Annotated in this window: 19 protein-coding genes and 1 pseudogene; 4 read left to right on the top strand and 16 right to left on the bottom strand. The window is 62.3% G+C overall.

Features of this window, described 5'->3' with window-relative positions; translation table 11 throughout:
* Window positions 1–25 precede the first annotated feature (25 nt).
* From murJ to NVV77_RS11870, 11 genes and pseudogenes are all read right to left on the bottom strand, one after another.
* Complete coding sequence (murJ, locus tag NVV77_RS11920; protein WP_295413384.1) at window positions 26–1,588, bottom strand: murein biosynthesis integral membrane protein MurJ; 1,563 nt, start codon at window positions 1,586–1,588, stop codon at window positions 26–28.
* Between the two features lie 9 nt (window positions 1,589–1,597).
* Entirely contained in the window at window positions 1,598–1,948 is a 351-nt protein-coding gene (locus tag NVV77_RS11915) for a hypothetical protein (RefSeq protein WP_295413382.1), read from the bottom strand.
* A 94-nt stretch (window positions 1,949–2,042) separates the two neighbouring features.
* Window positions 2,043–4,394, bottom strand: a complete 2,352-nt coding sequence (locus NVV77_RS11910) for a [protein-PII] uridylyltransferase (protein WP_295413380.1) — start codon at window positions 4,392–4,394, stop codon at window positions 2,043–2,045.
* The gene (gene mutS / locus NVV77_RS11905; protein WP_295413377.1) at window positions 4,375–7,089 is read right to left on the bottom strand and encodes a DNA mismatch repair protein MutS; all 2,715 of its coding nucleotides are present in this window, start codon (window positions 7,087–7,089) and stop codon (window positions 4,375–4,377) included. The genes NVV77_RS11910 and mutS overlap by 20 nt, the downstream gene beginning before the upstream one ends.
* A 91-nt stretch (window positions 7,090–7,180) precedes the next feature.
* Window positions 7,181–8,005 carry a DUF2189 domain-containing protein gene (locus NVV77_RS11900; protein WP_295413375.1) on the bottom strand — a complete coding sequence of 275 codons (825 nt, stop codon included), beginning with the start codon at window positions 8,003–8,005 and terminating at the stop codon, window positions 7,181–7,183.
* A gap of 140 nt (window positions 8,006–8,145) precedes the next feature.
* Entirely contained in the window at window positions 8,146–9,417 is a 1,272-nt protein-coding gene (locus tag NVV77_RS11895; RefSeq protein WP_295413373.1) for an aminotransferase class I/II-fold pyridoxal phosphate-dependent enzyme, read from the bottom strand.
* A gap of 668 nt (window positions 9,418–10,085) precedes the next feature.
* A complete protein-coding gene (locus tag NVV77_RS11890) occupies window positions 10,086–11,720 on the bottom strand; it encodes a glycoside hydrolase family 43 protein (protein ID WP_295413371.1) in 1,635 nt (544 codons plus the stop codon).
* A gap of 9 nt (window positions 11,721–11,729) precedes the next feature.
* Window positions 11,730–12,170, bottom strand: a complete 441-nt coding sequence (locus NVV77_RS11885; RefSeq protein WP_295413368.1) for a GNAT family N-acetyltransferase — start codon at window positions 12,168–12,170, stop codon at window positions 11,730–11,732.
* Window positions 12,170–13,476: pseudogene (gene xylA, locus NVV77_RS11880) on the bottom strand (xylose isomerase). The gene NVV77_RS11885 and the pseudogene xylA overlap by 1 nt, the downstream one beginning before the upstream one ends.
* Window positions 13,473–14,936, bottom strand: coding sequence for a xylulokinase (gene xylB / locus NVV77_RS11875; protein WP_295413366.1), 1,464 nt, complete (start codon window positions 14,934–14,936; stop codon window positions 13,473–13,475). Before xylB ends, xylA begins: the two are co-directional and overlap by 4 nt.
* A gap of 164 nt (window positions 14,937–15,100) precedes the next feature.
* Window positions 15,101–16,144 (bottom strand): LacI family DNA-binding transcriptional regulator, encoded by a 1,044-nt coding sequence (locus NVV77_RS11870; RefSeq protein ID WP_295413363.1) that lies wholly within the window; start codon window positions 16,142–16,144, stop codon window positions 15,101–15,103.
* Between the two features lie 132 nt (window positions 16,145–16,276).
* On the opposite strand from NVV77_RS11870, the gene NVV77_RS11865 reads away from it, so the two are divergent.
* Window positions 16,277–17,287, top strand: coding sequence for an aldose epimerase family protein (locus tag NVV77_RS11865; protein WP_295413361.1), 1,011 nt, complete (start codon window positions 16,277–16,279; stop codon window positions 17,285–17,287).
* A 166-nt stretch (window positions 17,288–17,453) separates the two neighbouring features.
* A complete protein-coding gene (locus NVV77_RS11860) occupies window positions 17,454–18,155 on the top strand; it encodes a YafY family protein (protein ID WP_295413355.1) in 702 nt (233 codons plus the stop codon).
* A gap of 34 nt (window positions 18,156–18,189) precedes the next feature.
* Here NVV77_RS11860 and NVV77_RS11855 read toward each other — a convergent pair whose 3' ends face one another.
* From NVV77_RS11855 to NVV77_RS11845, 3 genes are read right to left on the bottom strand one after another with little or no spacing between them, the layout of a single operon-like run.
* Entirely contained in the window at window positions 18,190–18,828 is a 639-nt protein-coding gene (locus NVV77_RS11855) for a DUF1294 domain-containing protein (protein WP_295413353.1), read from the bottom strand.
* A gap of 20 nt (window positions 18,829–18,848) precedes the next feature.
* Window positions 18,849–19,301, bottom strand: coding sequence for an NUDIX hydrolase (locus NVV77_RS11850; protein WP_295413351.1), 453 nt, complete (start codon window positions 19,299–19,301; stop codon window positions 18,849–18,851).
* A 22-nt stretch (window positions 19,302–19,323) separates the two neighbouring features.
* A complete protein-coding gene (locus NVV77_RS11845; RefSeq protein WP_295413349.1) occupies window positions 19,324–20,850 on the bottom strand; it encodes a YifB family Mg chelatase-like AAA ATPase in 1,527 nt (508 codons plus the stop codon).
* 179 nt (window positions 20,851–21,029) lie between these two features.
* Here NVV77_RS11845 and NVV77_RS11840 point away from each other — a divergent pair, with 179 nt between their 5' ends.
* Window positions 21,030–21,872, top strand: a complete 843-nt coding sequence (locus tag NVV77_RS11840; RefSeq protein ID WP_295413346.1) for a GH25 family lysozyme — start codon at window positions 21,030–21,032, stop codon at window positions 21,870–21,872.
* Between the two features lies 1 nt (window position 21,873).
* Here NVV77_RS11840 and NVV77_RS11835 read toward each other — a convergent pair whose 3' ends face one another.
* Entirely contained in the window at window positions 21,874–22,347 is a 474-nt protein-coding gene (locus tag NVV77_RS11835; RefSeq protein ID WP_295413344.1) for a MarC family protein, read from the bottom strand.
* A gap of 16 nt (window positions 22,348–22,363) precedes the next feature.
* Here NVV77_RS11835 and NVV77_RS11830 point away from each other — a divergent pair, with 16 nt between their 5' ends.
* On the top strand, window positions 22,364–22,534 hold the full coding sequence (locus tag NVV77_RS11830) for a hypothetical protein (RefSeq protein WP_295413342.1): 171 nt from the start codon (window positions 22,364–22,366) through the stop codon (window positions 22,532–22,534).
* A gap of 36 nt (window positions 22,535–22,570) precedes the next feature.
* On the opposite strand, the gene gshB is transcribed toward NVV77_RS11830, so the two are convergent.
* The gene (gene gshB, locus NVV77_RS11825) at window positions 22,571–23,515 is read right to left on the bottom strand and encodes a glutathione synthase (protein ID WP_295413339.1); all 945 of its coding nucleotides are present in this window, start codon (window positions 23,513–23,515) and stop codon (window positions 22,571–22,573) included.

Here is a 23,515-nt window from a genome sequence, read left to right as displayed (position 1 = left end):
ACGGAGCCGCGCCGATTGGAAACTATCACCGGGAGCGACGCAGGCGCCGCAACAGCGTGCCAAGGCGTTGCGTGCCGGTGATGTGGACGAGGGTAAAGTAGAAGACCACGCCATAGACGATAAGCGCGCCGACCACGGCAACCTGCCGCCAGAGAGGCGCGCCTGCAGCGATGTGATGGGCACCATGATTGGCGAGAAGCATGAGGCTCAGCCCCATCGCGGCGCTGATCAGAACGATCATGATATGGCCCCACCACTGGTTGCGCGGCAGGGAAAAATGTCCGCGCACGGCCAAAGTAACCGCCAGCAGCACGACATTGATCCAGGACGAGACGGCCGTCGCAATGGCGATACCGACATGGAGCATGCTGGGAAACAGCAGAAGCGAAATGCCGATATTGGCAGCGACGCTGACGCCGGCAAAAATGGTCGGGGTGACCGTATCCTCGCGCGCAAAAAAGCCCGGCTGCAACACGCGGATAAGGACATAGGCGGGAAGGCCCGCCGAGAACGCCACAAGCGCTTCGGCGGTTTGCTTCGTTGCCAAAGCATCGAAAGCACCACGCTCGAAGAGCAGGCGCACAATGGGCTCGGACATGCCGATGAGTGCCGCGGCCGCTGGCATGGTGAGCAACATGGAGATGAACAGCGACTGTTCCTGGCTCGCCAGTGCATCGGCCTCGCGCCCGCCCTTCAAATGGCGGCTGAGCTCGGGCAGCAGCACCGTGCCTATGGCGATGCCGATGATGCCCAGCGGCAATTGATAGAGCCGGTCGGCATAGGAGAGGATGGAAATCGTGCTGTCGGCGCCAGAAGCGATGATGGTGCCGACGAAAATATTGATCTGGGTGATGCCGCCCGTGAGGATCGCCGGCACGGCCAAAACCCAGAAGCGACGGACCTCTGGATCGAACCGGGGGAAGCGAAAATCGGGCCGGAAACCAGTGCGTTCAATGGCCACCCAGACGAGCCAAAGTTGGGCAATGCCGCCGAGCATCGTCGCCAGCGCCACCCAGACCGTGGCGCCCTGCGGATCCTGTATCCAGAAGGTGGCGAGCGGAATCAGCGCGGAAATGTTGACGATATTGAGCAGGACCGGCGCAAAGGCAGCCGCAAAGAAGCGCCCCAGCGAATTGAGGATCGCGCCATAGGCCGCCATCAGCGACATGCAGGCGAGATAGGGGAACATTATTCGCGTCAGCATGACCGTCAGGTCGAACTTTTGTTGATCGTCCACGAAGCCGGGGACGAAAGCGACCATGATCTGCGGCATGAAGATTTCGACCAGGATCGTCACGACGACCAGCATGGCGACGAGCCAGCTCATGATCTTGGAAGCCAGCAGTTTCGCCCCGTCCTCGCCCTGCTGCTCAAGCGCGCCGGAAAACATCGGCACGAAGGCCGTGTTGAAGGCGCCTTCGGCAAAGAGCCGGCGGAAGAGATTTGGAAAGCGAAATGCCGCGTTGAAGGCGTCAGCCGCCGGCCCAACGCCAAGCACCGCCGCCATCAGCGCGTCACGGACAAGGCCAAAGACCCGGCTGACCAGTGTCCAGGCGCCGACCGAGAAAAAATTGCGAAAAAGGCTCAAAGAGGCAGATCAGCCATTCGCCGCCTTCTTCTCCTCGGGGCGTTCGAAGACGTCCATCAGCGCGCCATAGATCTTTCGCTGCCGCTGCTTCACATGAATCTTCTGGCCCGTCAGGTCGGTGACGTAGAAAACGTCGACGGCCTTTTCGCCATAGGTGCCGATATGGGCGGAGCCTATGGTGAGGTTGAGATCGGAGATTTCGCGCGTCAGCGCATAGAGAAGACCGATGCGGTCGAGGCCCGAAACCTCGATGACGGTGAATTTTTCCGAGATAGCATTGGAAACCGACACCTGCGCCGGCAAGGCAAAGGGTTTGAGGCGCTTGTTGTGGCGGGATTCCTTGCCCAGATCGATCAGCACGGTGCGCTTGCCCTGGAGGAGCTGTTTTACCGTATCGATGATGCGGGTGGCGCGGACCTTTTCGTCCTCATCGGAGGTAAACGAGCGGCGCAGCCTAAAAGTGTCGATGGCGCGGCCGTCGCGGGTCGAAAAAGATCTGGGCGCCGATAATGGAGGCGTCCTGCATGGTACAGGCACCGGCGATCAGCGAGAGCAGGCGCGGGTGGTCAGGCGTGTAGAAGCTGACCTCGGTAATGCCTTCAAACGCCTTCACCCGGATCGAGCCGGCAAAAGGCTGGCCGGCTTCGTCGGCCTGCCGGATCATGCGGGCATGCTCGATCTGAAGCTCGGGCTCGGCACGTAGCCAATAGTGGTCATAGTGGCGTGCCGCGTAGGCTTCCACCTCGGCCGGTGCCCATTTGGTGAGCGCCTGAGCGAGCGCTTCCTTGGCGGCCTGCACACGATCGGATTGGCTGACCTGGCTGTGGCCGCCGGAGAGCAGGGGCTCAGTGGCGTAATAGAGCGCGCGAAGGAGCGAGCCCTTCCAGCCGGTCCAGGTGCCAGGACCCACGGCGCGAATATCGCAGGCCGTGAGGATCATCAGCAAGGCAAGACGCTGCGGCGATTGCACCACATCGGCAAAGGCCTTTGCCGTTTCGGGATCCTGGATATCGCGGGCCTGGGCGATCTCGCTCATCAGCAGATGGTACTCGATGAGCCAGGCGACCGTGTCGGTTTCGGCGGCATTAAGGCCAAAGCGGGGGCAGAGCTTTCGGGCGATACGCGCGCCGGCAATGGAATGGTCTTCCGGCCGCCCCTTGGCCACGTCGTGGAGGAAGAGCGCGACGTAGAGAAGCCGCGTATCGTTGAGCTGCGGCAGCAGTTCGTGGGTCAGCGGCAGTTCCTGGCGCAGGCCGCCATTGGCGATATCGGCCATGCAACCCACGGCGCGTATCAGATGCTCGTCCACCGTATAGTGGTGGTACATGTTGAACTGCATCAGCGCGACGATCTTGCCGAAATCGGGCACGAATTTGCCGAGCACGCCGCTTTCGTTCATCTGACGCAGGATGCGCTCGACATAGAGCGGGCTCGTCAGAATGGTCAGGAAATAGCTGTTAGCCTTGGGGTCGTTCCTGAGCTTGTTGTCGATCAGGCTGAGGCTGTCTCGGATATGCTTGATGGCATCGGGATGGAACAGCAGTTCCTCGCGTCCAGCCACCATGAACATTTTGATGAGATTGACCGGGTCCTTCTCGAAAGCATCCGGGGTCGCGACATTGAGGCGGCCGGTATCGATGACGAAATCGGTCTCGCCTTTGATCTTGGTCTTGCCGGCGCGGAAGGGGGCCAGCACGCGACCGACGAGGTCCATATCCTTGGCATGGCGGAATTCGAGGCTGGCACAGATGATGCGGGTGAGATCACCGACATCCTTGGCGACAAGGAAATAGCGCTTCATGAAGCGCTCGACGCCCAACATACCGACGCGCTCGGCATAGCCCATGCGGCGGGCGAGGTCGGGCTGCACGTCAAAGGTCAGCTTTTCCTCGGCGCGATGGGTGACGAAGTGAAGGTGGCAGCGGACTGCCCACAAAAAGTCTTCGGCGCGCTGGAAGAGGCGATATTCGGCGTCGGTGAGGACACCCTTGGCGACCAGTTCGTGGCTGGTCTTGACCTGATAAAAATACTTGCCGATCCAGAAGAGCGTATTGAGGTCGCGCAGGCCGCCCTTGCCGTCCTTGATATTGGGCTCGACGACGTAGCGCGTATTGCCCATCTGCCGGTGGCGCTCGTCGCGCTCGGCCATTTTTGCGGCGATGAATTCCGGGCCCGTCTTGGGCATGATCTCGGTTTCGAAGCGCTTTACCAGATTGTCGAAGAGCGACTTGTCGCCCGTCAGAAACCGCGCTTCGAGGGTGGCGGTGCGCACGGTCATGTCGGCGCGGGCCATGCGAATGCACTCATCGACCGAGCGGACGGCGTGGCCGACCTTTTGGCCGAGGTCCCAGAGCATATAGAGAATATATTCGGTGACCTGCTCGCCCCAGGGCGTCTGCTTGTAGGGCAGGATAAAAAGAAGATCGATGTCCGATCCCGGCGCCAGCGTGCCACGGCCATAGCCGCCGACAGCGGAGAGGGCGATGGCCTCGGCCCCGGAGGGATTGTCGACCGGATAGACGCGCGTCGTTGCGAAGAGATAGACGGCGGTGATGATTTCGTCTTCCGCCGAACAAAGGTTTTGCGCGCAGCGCGTCCCCTTGTTGGTGGCGACCAGTTCAGCCTCGGCGTCTTTCCTCGCCTCCGCCAGGGTCTGGCGCATATGCGCAAGCACTGCCGTGCGGGCCGCCGGGGATTTGGCGGGTTGATCACCCACCAATTCGTCAAGCTCGACGAGAAGGGTATCAGCCGTCTTGAGGGCGAATTGCGCTTTGCGCGGCTTGGCTTCAGCGTCGACGAGCGTCATCGCGTAATTTCTTCAATTCGTAGAGCGCTTCGATGGCTTGCTTGGGCGTCATATCGTCGGGGCGGACGGCATCGAGCGCTTCGTGAATGGGGTCCTTGCTCTTTACTGCCGGGGCAGGCTGATGGGCAAAGAGCGGCAAATCGTCTAGCACGCTGGCTTTCTGGCTGGAAGAGGCGGTGCCCGCCGAGCGCTGCTCGAGCACGTCGAGCACTTGTCTTGCACGGTTGATAACCGGATCGGGGAGGCCGGCAAGCCGGGCCACCTGAATGCCATAGGAGCGGTCGGCAGCGCCGGGACCGACTTCGTGCAGGAAGACGACCTCGCCCTCCCATTCGCGCACTTTCATCGTCACATTGGCGACGCGGGACAGCGTTTTGGCAAGGCTGGTCAGCTCGTGGAAGTGGGTCGCAAAGAGGGCGCGGCAACCGGTGGTTTCGTGCAGGGCTTCAACGGAAGCCCAGGCGATGGAGAGACCGTCAAAGGTCGCGGTGCCGCGGCCGATTTCGTCGAGAACGACCAGGGAATGGCGCGTGGCCCGGTTGAGGATGGCGGCGGTCTCGACCATTTCGACCATGAAGGTCGAGCGGCCGTGGGCGATGTCATCCGAGGCACCGACGCGGGAGAAGAGGCGGTCGACGACGCCGATATGGGCGCTTTCGGCCGGCACGAAGCAGCCCATTTGCGCCAAGATAGCGATAAGGGCGTTCTGGCGGAGGAAGGTCGACTTACCGCCCATATTGGGGCCGGTGACCAGCCACAGCTTGCCGCCACCGGCGTCTTCGCTGCCAGAGAGGTCGGCGTCATTGGCCACAAAGCTCTGGCCTTCGGCCCGTACCATTTGTTCCACGACCGGATGGCGCCCGCCGACAATGGCAAAAGCAAGGCTGTCGTCCACCTGGGGGCGGCAATAAAAGCGCGTGGCGGACACTTCGGCGAGAGCGGTGGTGACGTCGAGTTCGGCGAGGGCATCGGCAAGGCCCTGCAATTCGCCGGTGCGGGCAAGCACCTCTTCGCGCAGCCGGGTGAAGATCCCGAGTTCGATTTCGAGGGCGGCTTCGTGCGCCTTGGCGATGCGGCCTTCGAGTTCGGCCAGTTCCGTCGTCGTAAAGCGCATGGCATTGGCCAGCGTCTGGCGATGGATGAAGATTTCCCGATGCGGCGGCTCGAGCAGTTTTTGGCCATGGCCGGCCGGGACTTCGACGAAATAGCCGAGTACGCCGTTGTGCTTGATCTTGAGGGACCGGACGTCGGTCTCGTCCATCAGGCGCGCTTGGAGGGCAGCGACGACGGCACGGGTTTCCGAGCCCAGAGCACGTTCCTCGTCGAGTTTTCCGTCATAAGCCGCGCGGACGAAGCCGCCGTCACGGGAGAGGAGCGGCAATTCGTCGTCAAGGGCGAGGCCCAATTCGGAGGCAAGGGGCCGCGGAGCGGCGCCGAGGGTTTTGGTCAGGCGCGAGAGAACGTTTGGCAGGTCCGGCTGGCTGCCGAGATTGGCGGCGAGCTCCAGGGCTGCAGCGACCGCCTTGCCAATGGCAGCGAGATCGCGCGGACCGCCGCGTTCGAGCGAAAGACGGGAGAGGGCGCGGGCGAGATCGGGGGCGGCCTTGAGGTCACCGCGCAGGCGGGCACGGAGCAGGGGATCACCGACGAGGCGCTCGACGGCATCGAGGCGGGCATTGATGTCAGCCGAAGCGCGCAAGGGCGCGGCGAGCCGGCTGGCCAGGAGTCGGGCGCCAGGGGCGGTGACGGTGAGGTCGATGGACTGGCGCAGCGAGCCCTTGGCCTGACCGCGCTGGGTCTGCAGGATTTCGAGGCTTGAGCGGGTGGCAGCGTCAATGGCGAGGACGGCGTCGCTCGCTTGCAGGACTGGTGAACGGAGGGGGGCGGTGCGACCTTTCTGGCTTTGGTCGACATAGGCGACGAGGGCGCCCATGGCCGAGCGGCCGGCGCGGGAGAGTGCCGTGGGATCGAAAAGGTCGGCAGGGAAGGTGCGGCGCAGGAGTTGCAGGGCGACTTCGCTATCGGCGGCTTCGGGCGCTATGGTGGTGGCTATGGCGTTCCAGGCGGGAGCGAAGAGGTGTTTTTCCGCGAGAAGCTGTCTTGTGGCATCGGTGAGCAGCAGTTCGGCAGGGGCGATGCGGGCCAGTTCGTCGGCGAGGCGCTCGGCGGGCAGATCGGCCACAAAAGTTTCGCCGGTGGAAATATCGGCCCAGGCGAGGGCGAAGTCGGTATCGCCATGCCGGACCATGGCGAGGGCGGCGAGGTAATTGGCCGAGCGGGCGTCGAGGTGATCGTCCTCGGTGAGGGTGCCGGGGGTGACGAGGCGGACGACGTCGCGTTTGACGACCGACTTGCTGCCGCGCTTCTTGGCTTCGGCGGGATCTTCAACCTGTTCGCAGATGGCGACGCGGTGGCCGAGTTTTATGAGCTTGTTGAGATAGTCATTGGCCGCGTGGATCGGCACGCCGCACATCTGGATGTCTTCGCCAAGATGCTTGCCGCGCTTGGTGAGGACGATGCCGAGGGCCGCGCTGGCGATCTCGGCGTCTTCGAAGAAGAGCTCGTAGAAATCGCCCATGCGATAGAACAGCAGATAGCCCGGATTGACCGCCTTGATCTCGAAATACTGCGCCATCATCGGCGTCAGCGCCGCCGTGGCGGCGCTGTTTTGGGGCTCGAAAGGGGTTTGGTCCATGAGCTCGGCTAATTCGGGGCAAAGGAAGCGCTGAGATTAAGACCTTGAGGTTAAGAAGCCAACTCCTTCGCTTGGGCTTTGCCCCGGTTGTTTATGCCTGCGGCATGTCGCGGATCATCGAGGCAGAAGCGACCGTCTGCCGATAGAGGTGCCAGGTGGCGTGACCCAGAATGGGCAGAATGACCGCGAGACCCACAAACAGGGTAAGAGCTCCAACAAAGACCGACACGCCGACGATAACACCCCAGACGAGCATGGGGATAAGATTGCGCATCACCGCCCTGAACGAGGTTTCCACCGCCACATAGGCGCCGACATCGCGATCGAGCAGCAGCGGGAAGGCGACGACGGAAGTGCAAAGCACGACGAGGGCGAAGCAGGCGCCGACGGCAGTGCCGATAATGGCCAGCGTCATGCCGCCGGGTTCGGAAATGACTTGAGTGAAGAGCCCTTGGAAACTTTGCGGGGGCGTGGAGCCGAAGAGGCTTTCATAGAGCGCCTGGGCGCTGGTGAGCCAAAGGGTGAAGAGCACGAAGAGCATGGCGCCGACGGCGATGATGCTGCCGATAGCGGGGGAGCGGATGACGTTCATGGCATCGCGCCAGGACGGGTCTTCGCCCATTTCGCGCCGCCGCGAGATTTCATAGAGCGGCAGCGCCGCGACCGGCCCGATGAGCGCAAAACCGCCAATCAGGGGATAGAGCAGGGGCCAGGTGTAGAAGCCGTTCATCCAGACGGCGAGGACGATGCCGATGATGGGGTAGATCAGCATCAGCACGACATAGTGGCTGGGCTTGGCCCAAAAATCCTCGGCGCCGCGCCGAAGGGCAATCATCAGATCGGCAGTGGTGATGGTTTGGATGACGGGCATATCCAGCTTGTCGCCGGCGCCGGTCATGACATGCATATGGGCCATGGCAGAACCTCCTCGTGCAAGGAAGCCGCAGAGATGCGAATTGCGCATAACCGGCGCGAGACGCAGAGACTGCGACCGCTAAACACGTAAAGCCTACGCCCCGGGCGGGAGCTTGTCGCCCCCGCCCGGGAAAATTGTGATCACGCCTTGGCGAGAGCCTGTTCGATATCGGCAATGATGTCATCGATATGCTCGATGCCGACCGAAATGCGGACGAGGTCTTCGGAGACACCGGCCTTTTTCAGCTCTTCGGCCGAAAGCTGGCGATGGGTGGTCGAGGCCGGGTGGCAGGCGAGGGACTTGGCGTCGCCGATATTGACGAGGCGCAGGATCATCTGCAGCGCGTCGATGAAGCGGCTGCCGGCTTCCTTGCCGCCCTCGATGCCAAACGACAAAATACCAGAGCCGGAGCCCTTCGAGATCTTTTTGGCCACCGCATTGTAGGGGCTGTCCGGCAGGCCGGCATAGTTGACCCACTGCACCTTGGGGTGGCTCTTCAAATAGTTCGCGACCTTTAGCGCATTTTCCGAGTGGCGCTCGATGCGGAGGCCGAGGGTTTCAAGGCCCTGCAGGATCTGGAAGGCATTGAACGGGGAAATGGCGGCGCCGGTATTGCGCAGCGGCACGACGCGGGCGCGGCCGATATAGGCTGCCGGCCCCAGGGCCTCGGTATAGACGACGCCGTGATAGGACGGGTCGGGCTCGTTGAGGACCGGGAAGCGCTTGGCATTGGCCTTCCAGTCGAACTTGCCTGAGTCCACAATGATGCCGCCGATGGAAGTCCCGTGGCCGCCGATATACTTCGTCAGCGAATGAACCACGATATCGGCGCAGAAGTCGAAGGGGCGGGTCAGGTAGGGCGTTGCCACCGTGTTGTCGACGATGACCGGCACGCCATGGCGATGGGCGATTTCGGCGATCTTTTGGATATCGACGACATTGCCGGCCGGGTTGCCGATGGATTCGAGGAAGATGGCCTTGGTGTTTTCATCGATCGCCTTTTCGAACCCGTCGTAATCGTCATGAGCGACGAGGCGGGCTTCGATGCCCTGGCGCGGGAAGGAATGGACGAAAAGGTTGTAGGTGCCGCCGTAGAGTTGGGCGACCGAGACGATATTGTCGCCGACGCCGGCAATGGTCTGGATGGCATAGGTGATGGCGGCCATGCCCGAGGCGAGGGCGAGGCCGGCAATGCCGCCTTCAAGCTCGGCGACGCGCGCTTCGAGCACGGCGGTCGTCGGGTTCATGATGCGAGTATAGATATTGCCGGCGACCTTGAGATCAAAGAGATCGGCGCCGTGCTGGGTGTTGTCGAAAGTGTACGACGTCGTCTGATAGATCGGCACGGCCGCGGCCTTGGTGGTGGCCTCCGATTCATAGCCGTGATGCAGGGCGATCGATTCCAGTTTCATTTCTTTGCGGCTCCTCTTGTCCACGCGAGGCCAGATTCCGCGGCGGCCAGCGAAAAGACAAGGCTGCGCGGAGATAAGTCGTTCTCCGGGTTTGAGATTTTTTGGAATGCTTTGGGCGCAAACAGATAGTATGGCACCATAGAGTCTTGGTCCCGCCACCTTTTGCTGCAGGGTGTCTTTAGTGGACGGACCCCGGAGCAGCATTCGCCTCGAAGTTTTTTAGTAGATGAAGCGGACACCGCTCCGGAGTGCCCTTTTTTCGGGCGGGAACTATCGGCGACTTTTGATCGCTCGTCGCAAGCGGCCAGCCCCGAACGCGCGATGGAGACGATCCAACGCGGCAGGCCCCCTCGCTACTGTCGTCTGCAGACCGTCCGTGCGAGGTTGGATGGGGGTATTATGAGGGCATAATTGGGGGCGGGGATAAGATGGATATCTCATTTCCACCGCCCAGCACGGTGTCATCCCCGCGAAAGCGGGGATCTCTGTTTCAGAGGCGGGAGATTCCCGCTTTCGCGGGAATGACGCGGTGGAGTGGCCGATTGCCGGGACGAGCCCGGCAATGACGATCGAGGAGGTTGCGAGGACCGAAGAACCCTCACCCGTCTCGGGCTGCGCCCGATCCACCCTCTCCCCGACGGGGAGAGGAATAAGAGGGAACTGAGGGCCTACTGCCCCTTACCGACCAGGCTATCCACCTCATAGCGATCCGAGGGATCGTGCTGGGGGCGATAGGTAAAATAGTCGAAGGTGGCCGGGCTGGCGGTGCCGTTGAGGTCGTGGGCGGCGACGCCGACGAAGGCACCGGTAAAACTGCCATGGGCCTGGTGGCCACCGCATTCGTCCGAGAGGATCGAGGCGTCGAGCACGGGGCCGATGGGCTGCAGTTGCTGGCCTTCAAGGGCGTAGAAGAATTGCAGCTTGCGGCCGCGGATGGTGAGGGCGAGCTTGACCTTGCCGGTGTTGGGAATCTGCACCGGCTCGGCAGGGAAACGCAGATTGCCGTCGGGCCAGGACATCTCCGAACTCATGATCAGCAACTCGCGCTGGCCATCGGAATGGGCTGTTACCGCGAGATAGAAGAAATTGTAGCGGCTGTAATAGGCCGTGAGGCCTGCCATGGTGCGTTCGTCGGTGGCGGCGAAATCGACCAAGGTTTCCGCATCGTAGGAGAAATGCTGCTGCCGACGGGCGACGAGGGCCTGCTCGAACCAGGAGCCGATGCTCTCGCGCCCAAAGAGGGTCAGCTTGCCGCCTTCGGTTGCAAAAATGCGTTCGGTTTCCGGGGTGCGCAGCCACTGGAAGTCGATCGGCAGGCCATTTTCGAAGGTGTAGCGCTTCTCGGCGAAGTACTTTTGTTCGTCGCGGGTGCCGGGCACTTCGACGTGGAGCGAGGGGACGGGGCCGTTTTTCACGTAGAGCCAGTCGTCGTCGCCCCAATAGGCCTCTTGAATCGCGGTTTCGCGGCCGAGGACGCAGCGGCGCTCCTGGGTGGTGGGGCGACCGGTGAGGTGCACGAGATAGGTTTTTCCCTCGGGCGTCTCGACGATATCGCCATGGCCAGCGCGCTGCAGCGGCGCAAGCGGGGCGTCCTTGGAGGTCAGGATGTGCTTGTCGGGGTGGGTCTCATAATCGCCATCGATGGTGCGCGAGCGCGCAAAAGTGCAGGCATGGTCATAGGCCGTGCCGCCTTCGGCGGTGAGGAGGTAGTACCAACCGTTGCGCTTATAGAGATGCGGGCCTTCGACGAGTTTCAGGTCGGTGCCCTTATAGATGTTTTTGATCGGGCCAACGAGCTTGCCGGCCTTGGGATCGAATTCCTGGAGAGCAATGCCGGCAAAAAGCAGCGGGCGCCGACGGTGATCCCACAGCATGTTGACGAACCACTTTTTGCCGTCGTCATCGTGGAAGAGGGAGGGGTCAAAACCCGAGGAATTGACATAGACCGGATCGGACCAGGGGCCCTCGATCTTGTCGGCCCAGACGATGTAATTGTGTGCGTCCTTGAAAGAGCCGTCCTTGCGCTTGACGTCGGTGTAGACGAGCCAGAACTTTTCGCCGTCATGCGTCAAACAAGGGGCCCAGACGCCGCAGCTGTCGGGATCGCCGCGCATGTCGAGCTGGCTCTTGCGGGTCAGTGGGCGGGTGATCAGGTCCCAGTTTGCCAGATCCTTGGAGTGGTGGATCTGTACGCCGGGGTACCATTCGAAGGTGGAGGTGGCGATGTAATAGTCGTCGCCGACGCGCAGGATGGACGGATCGGGATTGAAACCCGGCAGAATGGGATTTGTCAGTTGCGGCATCGCAAAATCCTAGGGTGACAGCGGCATGCGGTACTGGACGAAGCCAGATTGGCTGGCCAGGCGATCATAGAGCTGCATCGCTGTCGCGTTGGTTTCGTGGGTATTCCAATAGAGGCGCGCGCTGTTTCTGGTCCGCGCGTCGGCGGCGACATGCTCGATGAGGGCACGACCATGACCGCCACCGCGCCCCTCGGGGGTGACGAAAAGGTCCTGCAGGTAGCAGTTGTCGGAAATGGCCCAATTGGTACGGTGATAGAGCCAGTGGACGAGGCCGACCGGCTGGCCATCCTGGAGCGCAAAAGCGCCCCAGGTGGGTTCAGCGGGATCGAGCAGGCGCGACCAGGTCGAGGCAAAAACCTCGTCGGAGAGGACGGTTTCGTAGAAGGCCAAATAGGCCTTCCACAATTGCGTCCACGCTTCCCGGTCGCCGGGCTCGATCGGACGGATCATCAGACGAACCGGTTGACCAGGTTTTCGAGATATTCCTGGCGGCCCGAGCGCGGCTGCGGGTTGATGCCTTCGGCCTGAACCTTGGCAGCGATATCAGCAAGGCTCAGCTTGCCGCCGAGAATGTCCTTGCCGATGCCGGAATTCCAGCCGGCATAGCGATCGTCGAGCAGCTTGTCGAACTCGCCATCTTCGATGAGCGCCACGGCGCCCTTGAGGCCGCGGGCGAGGGTATCGAGACCGAGGATATGGCCGTGCAGGAGGTCGGCAGCGTCAAGCGACTGGCGACGCACCTTGGCGTCAAAGTTGAAGCCGCCCTTGCCGAGGCCCCCTGCTTGAGGATGTAGTAGAAGGCCAGCGCCATTTCCCCGGCATTGTTGGGGAAGTGGTCGGTGTCCCAGCCGGACTGCAGGTCATTGCGGTTGGCGTCGACCGAGCCGAGCATGCCAAGCGAGGAGGCAACGGCCAATTCGTGCTCGAAGGAGTGGCCGGCGAGGAAGGCGTGGCCGACCTCGATATTGCACTTCACCTTCTTTTCGAGGCCGTACTTCTGGAGGAAACCGTACACGGTCGCGACGTCGTAGTCGTACTGGTGCTTGCTCGGTTCCTGGGGCTTCGGTTCAATCAGGATCTGGCCCTTGAAGCCGATCTTTTCGGCATGCTCGATGACCAGCGTGAGGAAGCGCGCCATCTGGTCCTGTTCCTGGCCGATCTTGGTGTTGAGCAGGGTTTCGTAGCCTTCACGGCCGCCCCAGAGCACGTAGTTTTCGCCGCCCAGTTCGTGGGTCAGTTCGAGCACGGATTTCACCTGGCCGGCGGCATAGGCGAAGACGGCCGGATCGGGATTGGTGGCGGCGCCAGCCATATAACGGCGGTTGGAGAAGAGGTTCGCAGTGCCCCAGAGCAGCTTCTTGCCCGATTCCTGCATCTTCTTGGCGATGATGTCGCCGATGACGCGCAGGTTCTTGTTGCTCTCGTCGAGCGTGGCGCCTTCGGGGGACACGTCCACATCGTGGAAGGCGAAGAAGGGCACGTCGATGAGGTTTAGGAATTCGAAGGCCACTTCGGCCTTGAGCTTGGCGCCTTCAAGACCCTTGTCGAACCAGGGACGATCGAACGTACGGCCGCCGAAGGGGTCGCCGCCTTCCTGGGCAAAGGTGTGCCAATAGGCGATGGCGGGGCGGATATGGTCTTCCATCCGCTTGCCGGCGATCACTTCGTCCTTGTTGTAGTGGCGATAGGCCAGGGCGTTCTTGCTCTGCGGCCCTTCGAACTTGACTTGGGAAATACCCTTAAAGAAATCCGTCACTTACGTGCCTCCTCGATGGCGGGATAGAGCGCGCGGTATCGCGCATATTGATCGGAATAGGCGGCCGACAGGCTCTTGTCGGGCGCGATGGTCGTTCTTATTGGCGGCATGGCCATGACGTCGGCGGGTTTTGCCCCTTCGGCAGCACAGAGGCCGAGGCGGGCGGCGCCAAGCGCACCACCGAAATCGCCGTCCTCGGGGAGGGCGATTTCCATGTCGAGATTGGTCGCCAGCATCTTCAACCAGAGCGCCGACTTGGAACCGCCGCCGACGGCCAGCAGGCGGTCGATCTTCGTGCCGGCATCGGCAAGAACGCGCTGGCAATCGCGCATGGCGAAGGTGACGCCCTCCATGACGGCCTGGGCCATCTGGGCGGTGTCGGTCGACTGGGACAGGCCGGTGAAGGACCCGCGGGCGCCGGCATTGTTGTGCGGCGTACGTTCGCCCGAGAGATAGGGCAGGAAGATCGCTTCGCCGGGTCCAGTAAACTGGGCTTCGGCTTCGCCGGAGAGTTCGGCCTGCTTCTTGCCGGTGATGCGCGAGAGCCAATTGAGCGAATCGGTGGCCGAAAGGATGACGCCCATCTGGTGCCAGGTATCGGGAATGGCGTGGCAGAAGGCGTGGACCGCGCCTGCCGTGTTGGGGCTGAAGCGTTCGTTGGAGACGAAGAGCACGCCCGAGGTGCCGAGGGATACAAAACCTTCGCCGGGGCGAATGGCGCCGATACCGCAGGCGGCGGCGGCGTTGTCGCCGGCGCCACCGGCAACGATGACGGCGCCGTCCATGCCCCAGCGCTGCGCCAGGTCGCGCTTTAACTGAGCCGAGGGGGCGGAGCCTTCGACGAGGCGCGGCATGTGATCCCTAGTGAGCCCGGTTACGGCCAGGAGATCGTCGGACCAGTCGCGCTTGGCGACGTCGAGCCAGAGCGTGCCGGCAGCGTCGGACATGTCTTCGACATGCTCGCCGGTGAGCAGCAGGCGGACATAGGCCTTGGGAAGAAGGACTTTGGCGATCTTGTCGTAGATCGCCGGCTCGTGCTTGCGGACCCAGGCGATCTTGGGGGCGGTGAAGCCGGGCATGGCGATATTGCCCGACAGCTGGCGCAGGGTCGGTAGCGCGGCTTCCATCTCCAGGCATTCGGCGGCGGAGCGGCCGTCGTTCCAGAGGATGCAGGGCCGCAAAACTTCGTCATTCTTGCCGAGCAGGGTCGCGCCATGCATGTGGCCGGATAGGCCGATGCCGCGGACGGAGGCGAGTTCGGATGGATGGGAAGCCTTGAGCTTGTCCACGGCGGCGAGCGTTGCGGTCCACCAATCGGTCGGGTTTTGCTCGGACCAGCCGGGATGCGGGCGCACGGGCTCGACCGCGGGAGCCGAGGCGTCGCCGAGGGCGCGGCCGTGCTCGTCGATCAGCAGTGCCTTGACGCCGGATGTGCCGATATCAATGCCGAGATAAGTCATGAGGCACGTACCTCATTTTTGAACTCGAACATTTGCGATCCTCCTCCCAGCCCATTTTTGGGCGCACCGCTTTGTTGAATTTTGGCCCTTCGCTTGGCTCAGGGCGTTCGTCTCTCAAAACGGTCCACCGGACCGTTTTGACCCTCCGGGTCGCTTCTCACTGCTTAGCGCAAATTGTCGCGCAGGAAAATGCCAATTTCAATGGGGTCGGTGGCGACGTGACGCGCGGCACCCAGCGCAAGGGAGCGGGCAGCGGCGACGGCCTCGCGGATTTCACCATCCGGGTTCTGGTCCAGCACCACGTCGATGGCGCCAGAACGCAAGCCCTCGCGGGTGGGCGCGGTCAGTTCGTGGGCGATGACGCGGAGCCTTCCGGCACGGCCGGAATTCTTGAGGGCGGCAACGAGGCCCGCATTGCCGGCGCCGAGATTGTAGATGCCGGACAGTTTTGGGTGTTCGTCCAGCAGTTTTGTGACGAGAGTCTCGGTTTCGCCGCGTTCGTCATGACCTTCGAGCGGACCGACAAGTTCGATGCCGGAGAAGTCGGCGGACAAGATCTGACGAAAACCTTCTAGGCGTTCGAGATGGTCGCGCAGGTGCAGCGAGCCGGCGATGACGGCGACGGTGCCGCCCTGGGGCAAAAAGCGTCCGAGGAGGGAGGCGGCGGTGCGGCCGGCGGCGACATTGTCGACGCCGATGAAATGGCGGCGATTGGAGCCGGGCAGGTCCGAAACCAGGGTCATGACGGCAATGCCGCGACGGGTGGCCGAATCGACGGCGGCCAAGATGTCGGGCTCTTCGGAGGTGACGATAACGGCGCAATCGCAGGTTCGTGGGTCAAGCGCGTCGAGGCCGGCGGCCAGGGCGCCGGTATCGAGGGCGCGAATGCGCTCGGTTGTCAGGTGCATGCGATCGGAAAGGGCCTGGCCGACACGGCGGGAGACGGCTTCGGCAAGAGAATCCATGAACTCGTTGGAGCCATCGGGGATGAAGAAAACCACCGTCAGGTCACGCGAGCGGGCCATGAGCGAGGCATTGAGATCGCGGGAGAAGCCGAGGCTTTTTATGGCCTCTTCGACCTTTTCGGTGGTTGTCGCGCGCACACCGGGGCGGCCATTGAGAACGCGGTCGACTGTCGCCAGAGATACCCCGGCTGCGCGCGCCACATCGTGCACCGTTACCCGCCGCCGGGCCGCTTCATCACTCACACTATCCCCCGCAATCGTTTCTTCTTGCCTCGTCGCACAGTTTGCGGAGCATTCCAAAAGGTCAAGAGCGCCGTTGCCCTGCACGGGCAAATAGCGCTAAAGCTCCGCCCCGAGCGAGTGAGGGGATTGTCTATGGGCATCGACGTTTCGACCTTTGGCGAGCATGGCGGCAAGCGCGTCGACCAGTTCCGACTGGTGAGCGATACCGGCGTCACCGTCGATATCATCGGCTATGGTGTGGCAGTGCGTGACTGGCGCGTGCCGGTTGCCGGGGGCGAGCGCAGTGTCGTGCTCGGCTTTGACAATTTTGCCGCCTATCCCGAACACAGCCCGCATTTCGGCTCGCTGGCCGGGCGCGTCGCCAATCGCATCAAGGGCGCCAGCTTTGAAGTGGATGGCGTGACCTACAAGCTGCCGCCCAATGCCGGCGAATTGCAGCTCCATGGTGGGGCCGAAGGCCTTGGCCGCCAGGTCTGGTCGGGCCAGGCCGACAGCGCCAATAATGCCGTGCGCTTCACACATTTTTCGCCCGATGGCGCCATGGGCTATCCCGGCAATGTCAATTTTGCCGCGACCTACAGCCTGCATGGAAACAAGCTGCGGCTGGAACTGACCGCCACGACCGACCGGGCGACGCCGATCAGTCTCGTGCAGCATCAGTATTTCAATCTCGGCACCAGCGAAAACGTGCTCGACCACACGATCCAGGTCAATTCGAGCGCCTATACGCTGCTTGGCGACGATCTGGCGCCGACCGGCGCCATCCTGCCCTCGCGCGGCACGCAGTACGATCTGCGCCAGAAGCGCACCATGCGCGACGCCAATGGCGCGGCGGTCGACTACGACATCGGCATGGTGCTCGATACCGGCCGCAAGCATGCCGATCCGATCGCCACGGTTGTTTCGCCGGCTAAGGATCTGACGCTAAAGCTTTGGTCGGACCGTCCGGGCGTGCAGGTCTACAATAGCGTCTGGACCGATATTCCGGTGCCGGGGCTCAATGGCAAGCATTACGGAAAACATGCCGGCTTCTGCCTCGAAGACCAGAATCTGGCCGACGCGCTGCACAATCCGCACTTCCCCAACATCATCCACACGCCGGAACGGCCCTATAGCCACTGGTGCGATATCGAAATCGCCTGACGCTCCTGACGAGAGCTGACATTTTTGGGCCGCATGATCCGAACATGATCATGCGGCCTTTTTCATTTCCCATGACCAGATCAAAACATGAACGAAATTCATGTTTAGGAATGGATTCAGGGGCAAGAATCTGGCAACCAGATTCGCCTTTGCAGGAGGGGAATGCATGGACAAGACCGAACGGCTTTTCGCCATCATGGACGCCCTCAGGCGTCATCGTCGCCCGATTACGGCCGCCGCTTTGGCCGAGGAGCAGGGCGTTTCGGTGCGCACGCTCTATCGCGATATCCAGACCCTTATCGGCCTTGGCGCGCCGATCGATGGCGAGGCGGGGATCGGCTATATGCTGAAACCCGGCTTTTTCCTGCCGCCACTGATGTTTTCGCCCGAGGAACTGGAGGCGCTGGTGCTGGGCGCCCGATGGGTGGAGACGCAGCCGGACGACGGTCTGGGTGCGGCAGCGCGCAATGCGCTGGCCAAGATTGCGACGGCATCACCAGAAGACCTGCGCGACCGGATCAGCGATACGGCACTCTGGCCGGTGGCCATCTGGGGCGGGCGCAAGCCCATTCCGGTGCTGGGTGACATTCGTCTCGCCATGCGTCAGGAGCGGGCTGTCACGATCGATTACGAGGACGAGCAGGGGCGGGCGACTTCGCGCACCCTTTGGCCGGTGGGCCTGGCTTTTTACGAAGGCAAGCAGACCATCGCCGCCTGGTGCCTGTTGCGACAGGATTTTCGCAATTTTCGGACCGACCGCATCGTCAACCTGATCATCACCGAGGAGCGTTTTGGCAAGCGCCGGGCCGTGCTGGAGCGCGAATGGCGCGATAGCTGGTCGCGGGATCGCCGCGCGCATGAGGGGTAAGGGGTAACCGGACGGATTCACGTGAAACACAGCCCTAGGGCATGATGTTTCTCAGCTCGGCAAACACGTCGGGCGGGATGAAGCCGACGGCAAAGCCGGCAATCCAGAGAAGATGCACGCCTGAAATCAGCAGCGTGGTCGCGACATATCCGGATTTTCGTGTCTTGTGTCGAAAGACATCCTGGCCGAGCAAACCCCCGACCACGCCGAAACAGAGATCGAGGCCAAGCAGCGTCACCTCGGGGATGCGCCATTGGCCAGTTTCGGCGAATTGCTTGTCGCGGCCATAGGCGAAAAACGAGATCACGCCCATGAGGGCATAAAGCGCGGCAAGCGGCCAGGACAGACGGCCGAGCAAAAGACCGACAACGATCAGTACAACCATCAACCCGGCCAACGGCACCCGCCAAGTGGAATGGGCGGGCATTTCCGCCCCTCGGCGCATCTGCGCCAGGGTCGGCTTGGGATTGGCGCCCAGAATCGAGACGGAGCGGGCCTGAAGCCGCCCATCCTGCCCCTTGGCAGGTGCAAAAGACACGAAATCGCCCTGGCGTGGGCGCGTGGCAATTCGGCCAATATTGGAGATGTGAACGAAGTAGCGTTCGCCACCATCGGCCAGAATGAAACCGAAGCCGCGGCTGTCGTTCCACTGCACCAGTTCGCCTCGCAGCAAGGCTTCTCTCCTGTATTTTTCTAGAAGATCGACTGGCGCAGGGGCAATTTGATCGGAGCCGGAAAACCGGTTTTCAGCTCCTCCCAAAAGCGATCGCGCAAAATTTCTGGAAAAACATATCCTTGCGGCAGGTTTTCGCGCGAGAACCAGCCGGCTTCGTTGATGCTCTCGCCTTCTGCCGGATTGGCCGAAACGTCGATTTCCCCCGAGACGTAATCGGCCAGGAACCAGAATTTGACGATGCGGCCCCAGTCGTCGACCAGCTCGTCGATATAGGCCATCGTGCGCGCCCTTACGCGAAGGCCGGTTTCCTCAAAGGCTTCACGCTCAGCTGTCTGCCAGAGTTCTTCGGCGCCTTCGGCACCACCGCCAGGGCCGGCCCAGAAATCGTGCTTGCCGGGACGGAAATGGCGCACAAGCAGGATTTTTTCGTCGCGCAAGGCCAGAACGCCGGCGGAAATGCGGTGTTGCATGGGAACAAAAGACTCCGGAAGATCAGGCGGCGCCGAAATTGAGGCGGTAGCTCAGGGCCTCGGCGATATGGGGCCGGGCCACCTTATCGACGCCGGAGAGATCGGCAAGCGTGCGGGCAACTTTCAGCACGCGGTGATAGGCACGCGCCGACAGATTGAAGCGTTCGGCGGCCTGCAGGAGCAGGGTCTGGCTTTCGCGGTCTGGTTCAACCAGCTTTTCGATCAGGGTGGCGCCGGCTGCGGCATTGGTGAGAATGTCGGGCACACCGGCCGCCTCATAGCGCTGGCGCTGCCGTTCGCGGGCGGCGGCGACGCGCCTGGCGACCGCGGAAGAAGGCTCGGCCGAGCCGGCGGCGCCGATCATGTCGGTCGCGGACACCGCCGGCACATCGATGCGGATATCGATGCGATCGAGGAAGGGGCCGGAAACGCGGGCCTGATAATCGGCAGCGCAGGCATTGCCGCGCTTGCAGATATGACCCGGTGTGCCGGCCATGCCGCATTTGCACGGATTCATGGCGGCGATGAGCTGGAAACGGCTGGGATAGGTTACGCGGGCATTGGCCCGGGCGATGACGGTTTCCCCGCTTTCGAGCGGCTGACGCAGGCTGTCGAGGACGCTGGGGCCGAATTCGGGCAATTCATCGAGGAAAAGCACGCCATTATGCGCGAGGGTCGCTTCGCCCGGCCGCACTTTCAACCCACCGCCGACAAGGGCGGCCATGGAGGCGGAATGGTGCGGCGCGCGAAAGGGACGCCGATCAGAGAGGGCGCCACCGGCCAGTTCGCCCGCGATCGACTGAATCATCGATACGTCAAGCAGTTCGCGGGCGCTGAGCGGCGGAAGGATGGAGGGCAGGCGGGCGGCCAGCATGGATTTTCCGGCGCCGGGCGGGCCGACGAAGAGGAGATTGTGGCCGCCGGCAGCGGCAACTTCGAGGGCCCGGCGGGCGATGGTCTGGCCGCGGACATCGGCAAGATCGGGCAGGGCGGAGGCATCCACAAGCTGCCTTACGGGTTTTGGCCGCGCCTGCAATTGCCGGCCGACAAGATGATTGACGAGCGCGAGAAGGCTATCGGCGGCGACGATGTCGATCTCGTCATTGGCCCACGCGGCTTCTGGACCCGAAGCGGTGGAGCAGATAATGCCCAGATCGCGCGAGGCCGCGGCAATGGCGGCCGGGAGGACGCCATCGACATGGGCAAGGCGCCCATCGAGCCCTAGTTCGCCGAGCACCAGAAAACGATCGAGCGCATCCTGCGGGATGGCGCCCATGGCCGCCATCAGGCCGAGGGCAATCGGCAAATCATAGTGGCTGCCTTCCTTGGGAAGATCGGCGGGCGCGAGATTGATGGTGATGCGTTTTGGCGGCAGGCCGAGGCCGGAGGCAACAAGGGCGGCGCGGACGCGCTCGCTCGATTCTTTCACTGCCTTGTCAGGCAATCCAACGACGAGAAATTTGGAAAGGCCCGGCGCAATCTGCACCTGCACATCGACCGGCACGGCCTCGATGCCCTGGAACGCCACCGTCGCGACGCGCGTCACCATGTGGAATGCCCCCAAATCCCTCTCAACGCTAGCAGAAGGAAAGGGCGAGTCAAGAACGGAGAGCGAACAAAGAATGGTCTATTAACCATGCATGCTGCCACATTGGTTACCCTAAACCTCCGTTAACCGCGCCATGTTGAATCAAAGGCTCAGTTTGTCTTTCTGACCCGAGTGTATTGATGGCCCGCGCCTTCCGTTTGCCCGCTCCTGTTTCCGCTCTATTGCGCAATGCCGTGATGGGCCTGGCGGTCACAGCCCTGGCGGCCTGCGCCGCTGGCGGCGGGCTTTATGGTGCTATTCCCGGTGACAATCGTCCGCATGCGGCGGTCGATCGGGCACGCAGCATGCCGGTGCAGGGCATCGACGTGGCGCGCTATCAGGAAAATGTCGATTTCGCCAAGGCGCGAGCCGCGGGCACGCATTTCGTCTTCATGAAGGCGACCGAAGGCAAGGACTATGTCGATCCCAATTTCCGCGTGAACTGGCAGCGTGCCCGGGATGCCGGCATGCCGCGCGGCGCCTATCACTTCATGACCTGGTGCTCCCTGGCGTCGGAACAGGCCAACTGGTTCGTGCAAAACGTGCCGGCCGATCCCAGCGCCCTGCCGCCGGTGCTTGATCTGGAATGGAACAACCATTCGAGCTGCAAGGTGAAGCCGAACAAGGCGGATGCGCTGGAAAAAATCCGGCTGATGCTCGATGTGATGGAGCGGCATACCGGCAAATTGCCGATCATCTATACGGACATGAATTTCCACCGCGATGTGCTCGCGGGTGAATACTTTCCGAACACGTTCTGGCTGCGTTCGACCGCTGCCGAGCCGCATGAGCGCTATGAAAACCGTCCCTGGACCTTCTGGCAATACACGCAGACCGGCGTTGTTCCGGGCGTGCGCGGCGAGGTCGACCGCAATGTGTTCTACGGCTCGACCAATGACTGGCTGATGTTCCTGTCGACCGGCTGCGACCCGCGAGCTATCGCTGCGCTTGCCCCCACGGGCCGCTGCCAGTTCGCCAAATAGGCTAGCCGCCTAAAAGACCCGAGGCCTTCACGCCATCGAAGACGAACTGCACGGCGAGCGCCGCAAGCAGAATGCCGACGATACGGGAGGCCACGGATAGGCCGGTGAGGCCAAGCAGGCGCTGGATCGGGATGGCGACAAGGAGCGTCACCCAGGCGAGGAACAGGATGACGATGATGGCGGCGATGACCAGCCAGAATTCGGCATCCGAATCCGCACCCGTGGTGAGCAGGATCACGGCGCTGATGGCGCCGGGGCCGGCCAGCAGCGGCATGGCGAGGGGAAACACGGAAATATCGTGAGCGTGGCGCGCCTCGCTCTCTTCCTCGTCGGTGGTGCCGGTGCCGCCCGAGTGGCGGGCAAAGACCATGTCGATGGCAATCAGCAGCAGCAACACGCCGCCTGCAGTGCGCAGGGCCGGAATGGTGATGCCAAAGATGTCGAGAATGACATTGCCGAGGAAGGCGAAGAACAACAGGATCAGCAGCGCGATGACGGCGCCGCGGGTCGCGAAGATCTCGACGCTGCGCCGGCGAATGATCCTTGGTCAGCGCGGCGAAGATGAAAGCGATATCGGCGACGCCGACAGTCGCGAAAAGCGTCGCGAAGGCGACGAGAAAAGCCGAAGTGTCCACGAAGATCCCCGCAAAACCCAAAGCTGACACTTACGGGATTTGCGGGGTGTCGCCAAGCTCGGCTCAGGCGCGGCGCTTTTCGATGGCATCCCAGATGAGGACGGCGATGTCCGGGCCGCCGAAGCGCTTGATTTCGCGGATGCCGGTGGGAGAGGTGACGTTGATTTCGGTAAGGTAGTCGCCGATGACGTCGATGCCGACGAAGATCATGTCACGCTCTTTGAGCGCCGGGGCGATGGCGGCGCAGATTTCCTTCTCGCGCTCGGTGAGCGGGGAAAGTTCGGGGCGGCCGCCAACATGCATGTTGGAGCGGGCTTCGCCTTCGGCCGGGATGCGGTTGAGACCGGCCACCGGCTCGCCATCGATGATGATGATGCGCTTGTCGCCCTTGCGCACGTCCGGAAGATATTTTTGGATCATGAACGGTTCGGGATAGTTCTGCTCGAACAGTTCAATCAGCGAATTGAGATTGTGGTCGCCTTCCTGGATGAAGAAGACGCCGGCGCCGCCATTGCCGTAGAGCGGTTTTACAATGATGTTGCCGTGTTCCCGGCGGAAGGCGTGGATTTCGGCCCGGTCGCGCGTCACCAAAGTCGGCGGCATCAACTGCGGGAAATCGGTCACCAGAATCTTTTCCGGCGCGTTGCGCACGGCGGAGGGCGGATTGACCACCAGCGTCTTGGGGTGCAGACGCTCGAGAATATGGGTGATGGTGATGTAGTTCATGTCGAAGGGCGGATCCTGACGCATCAGGATCACGTCCTGGGTCGACAGATCGACGCGCTTCGATTCACCAAGGGTAAAATGCTGGCCCTTTTCGGCGTCGGTTACCGCGATCGGCTGGACGAGGGCGGTGACCACATTGTCGCGCAAAGACAGGGTATTAGCCGTGTAATGCAGCAGTTCGTGGCCGCGGGCCTGGGCCTCGAGCATCATGGCGAAGGTCGAGTCGCCGCGCGGATTGATGGTGGAGACGTGGTCCATCTGGACGGCGATTTTTAGCGACAT

This window comes from Devosia sp., from assembly GCF_024707125.1.
In the GTDB taxonomy this organism is placed as follows: domain Bacteria; phylum Pseudomonadota; class Alphaproteobacteria; order Rhizobiales; family Devosiaceae; genus Devosia.
This window is presented reverse-complemented; position numbering and strand designations above follow the sequence as displayed.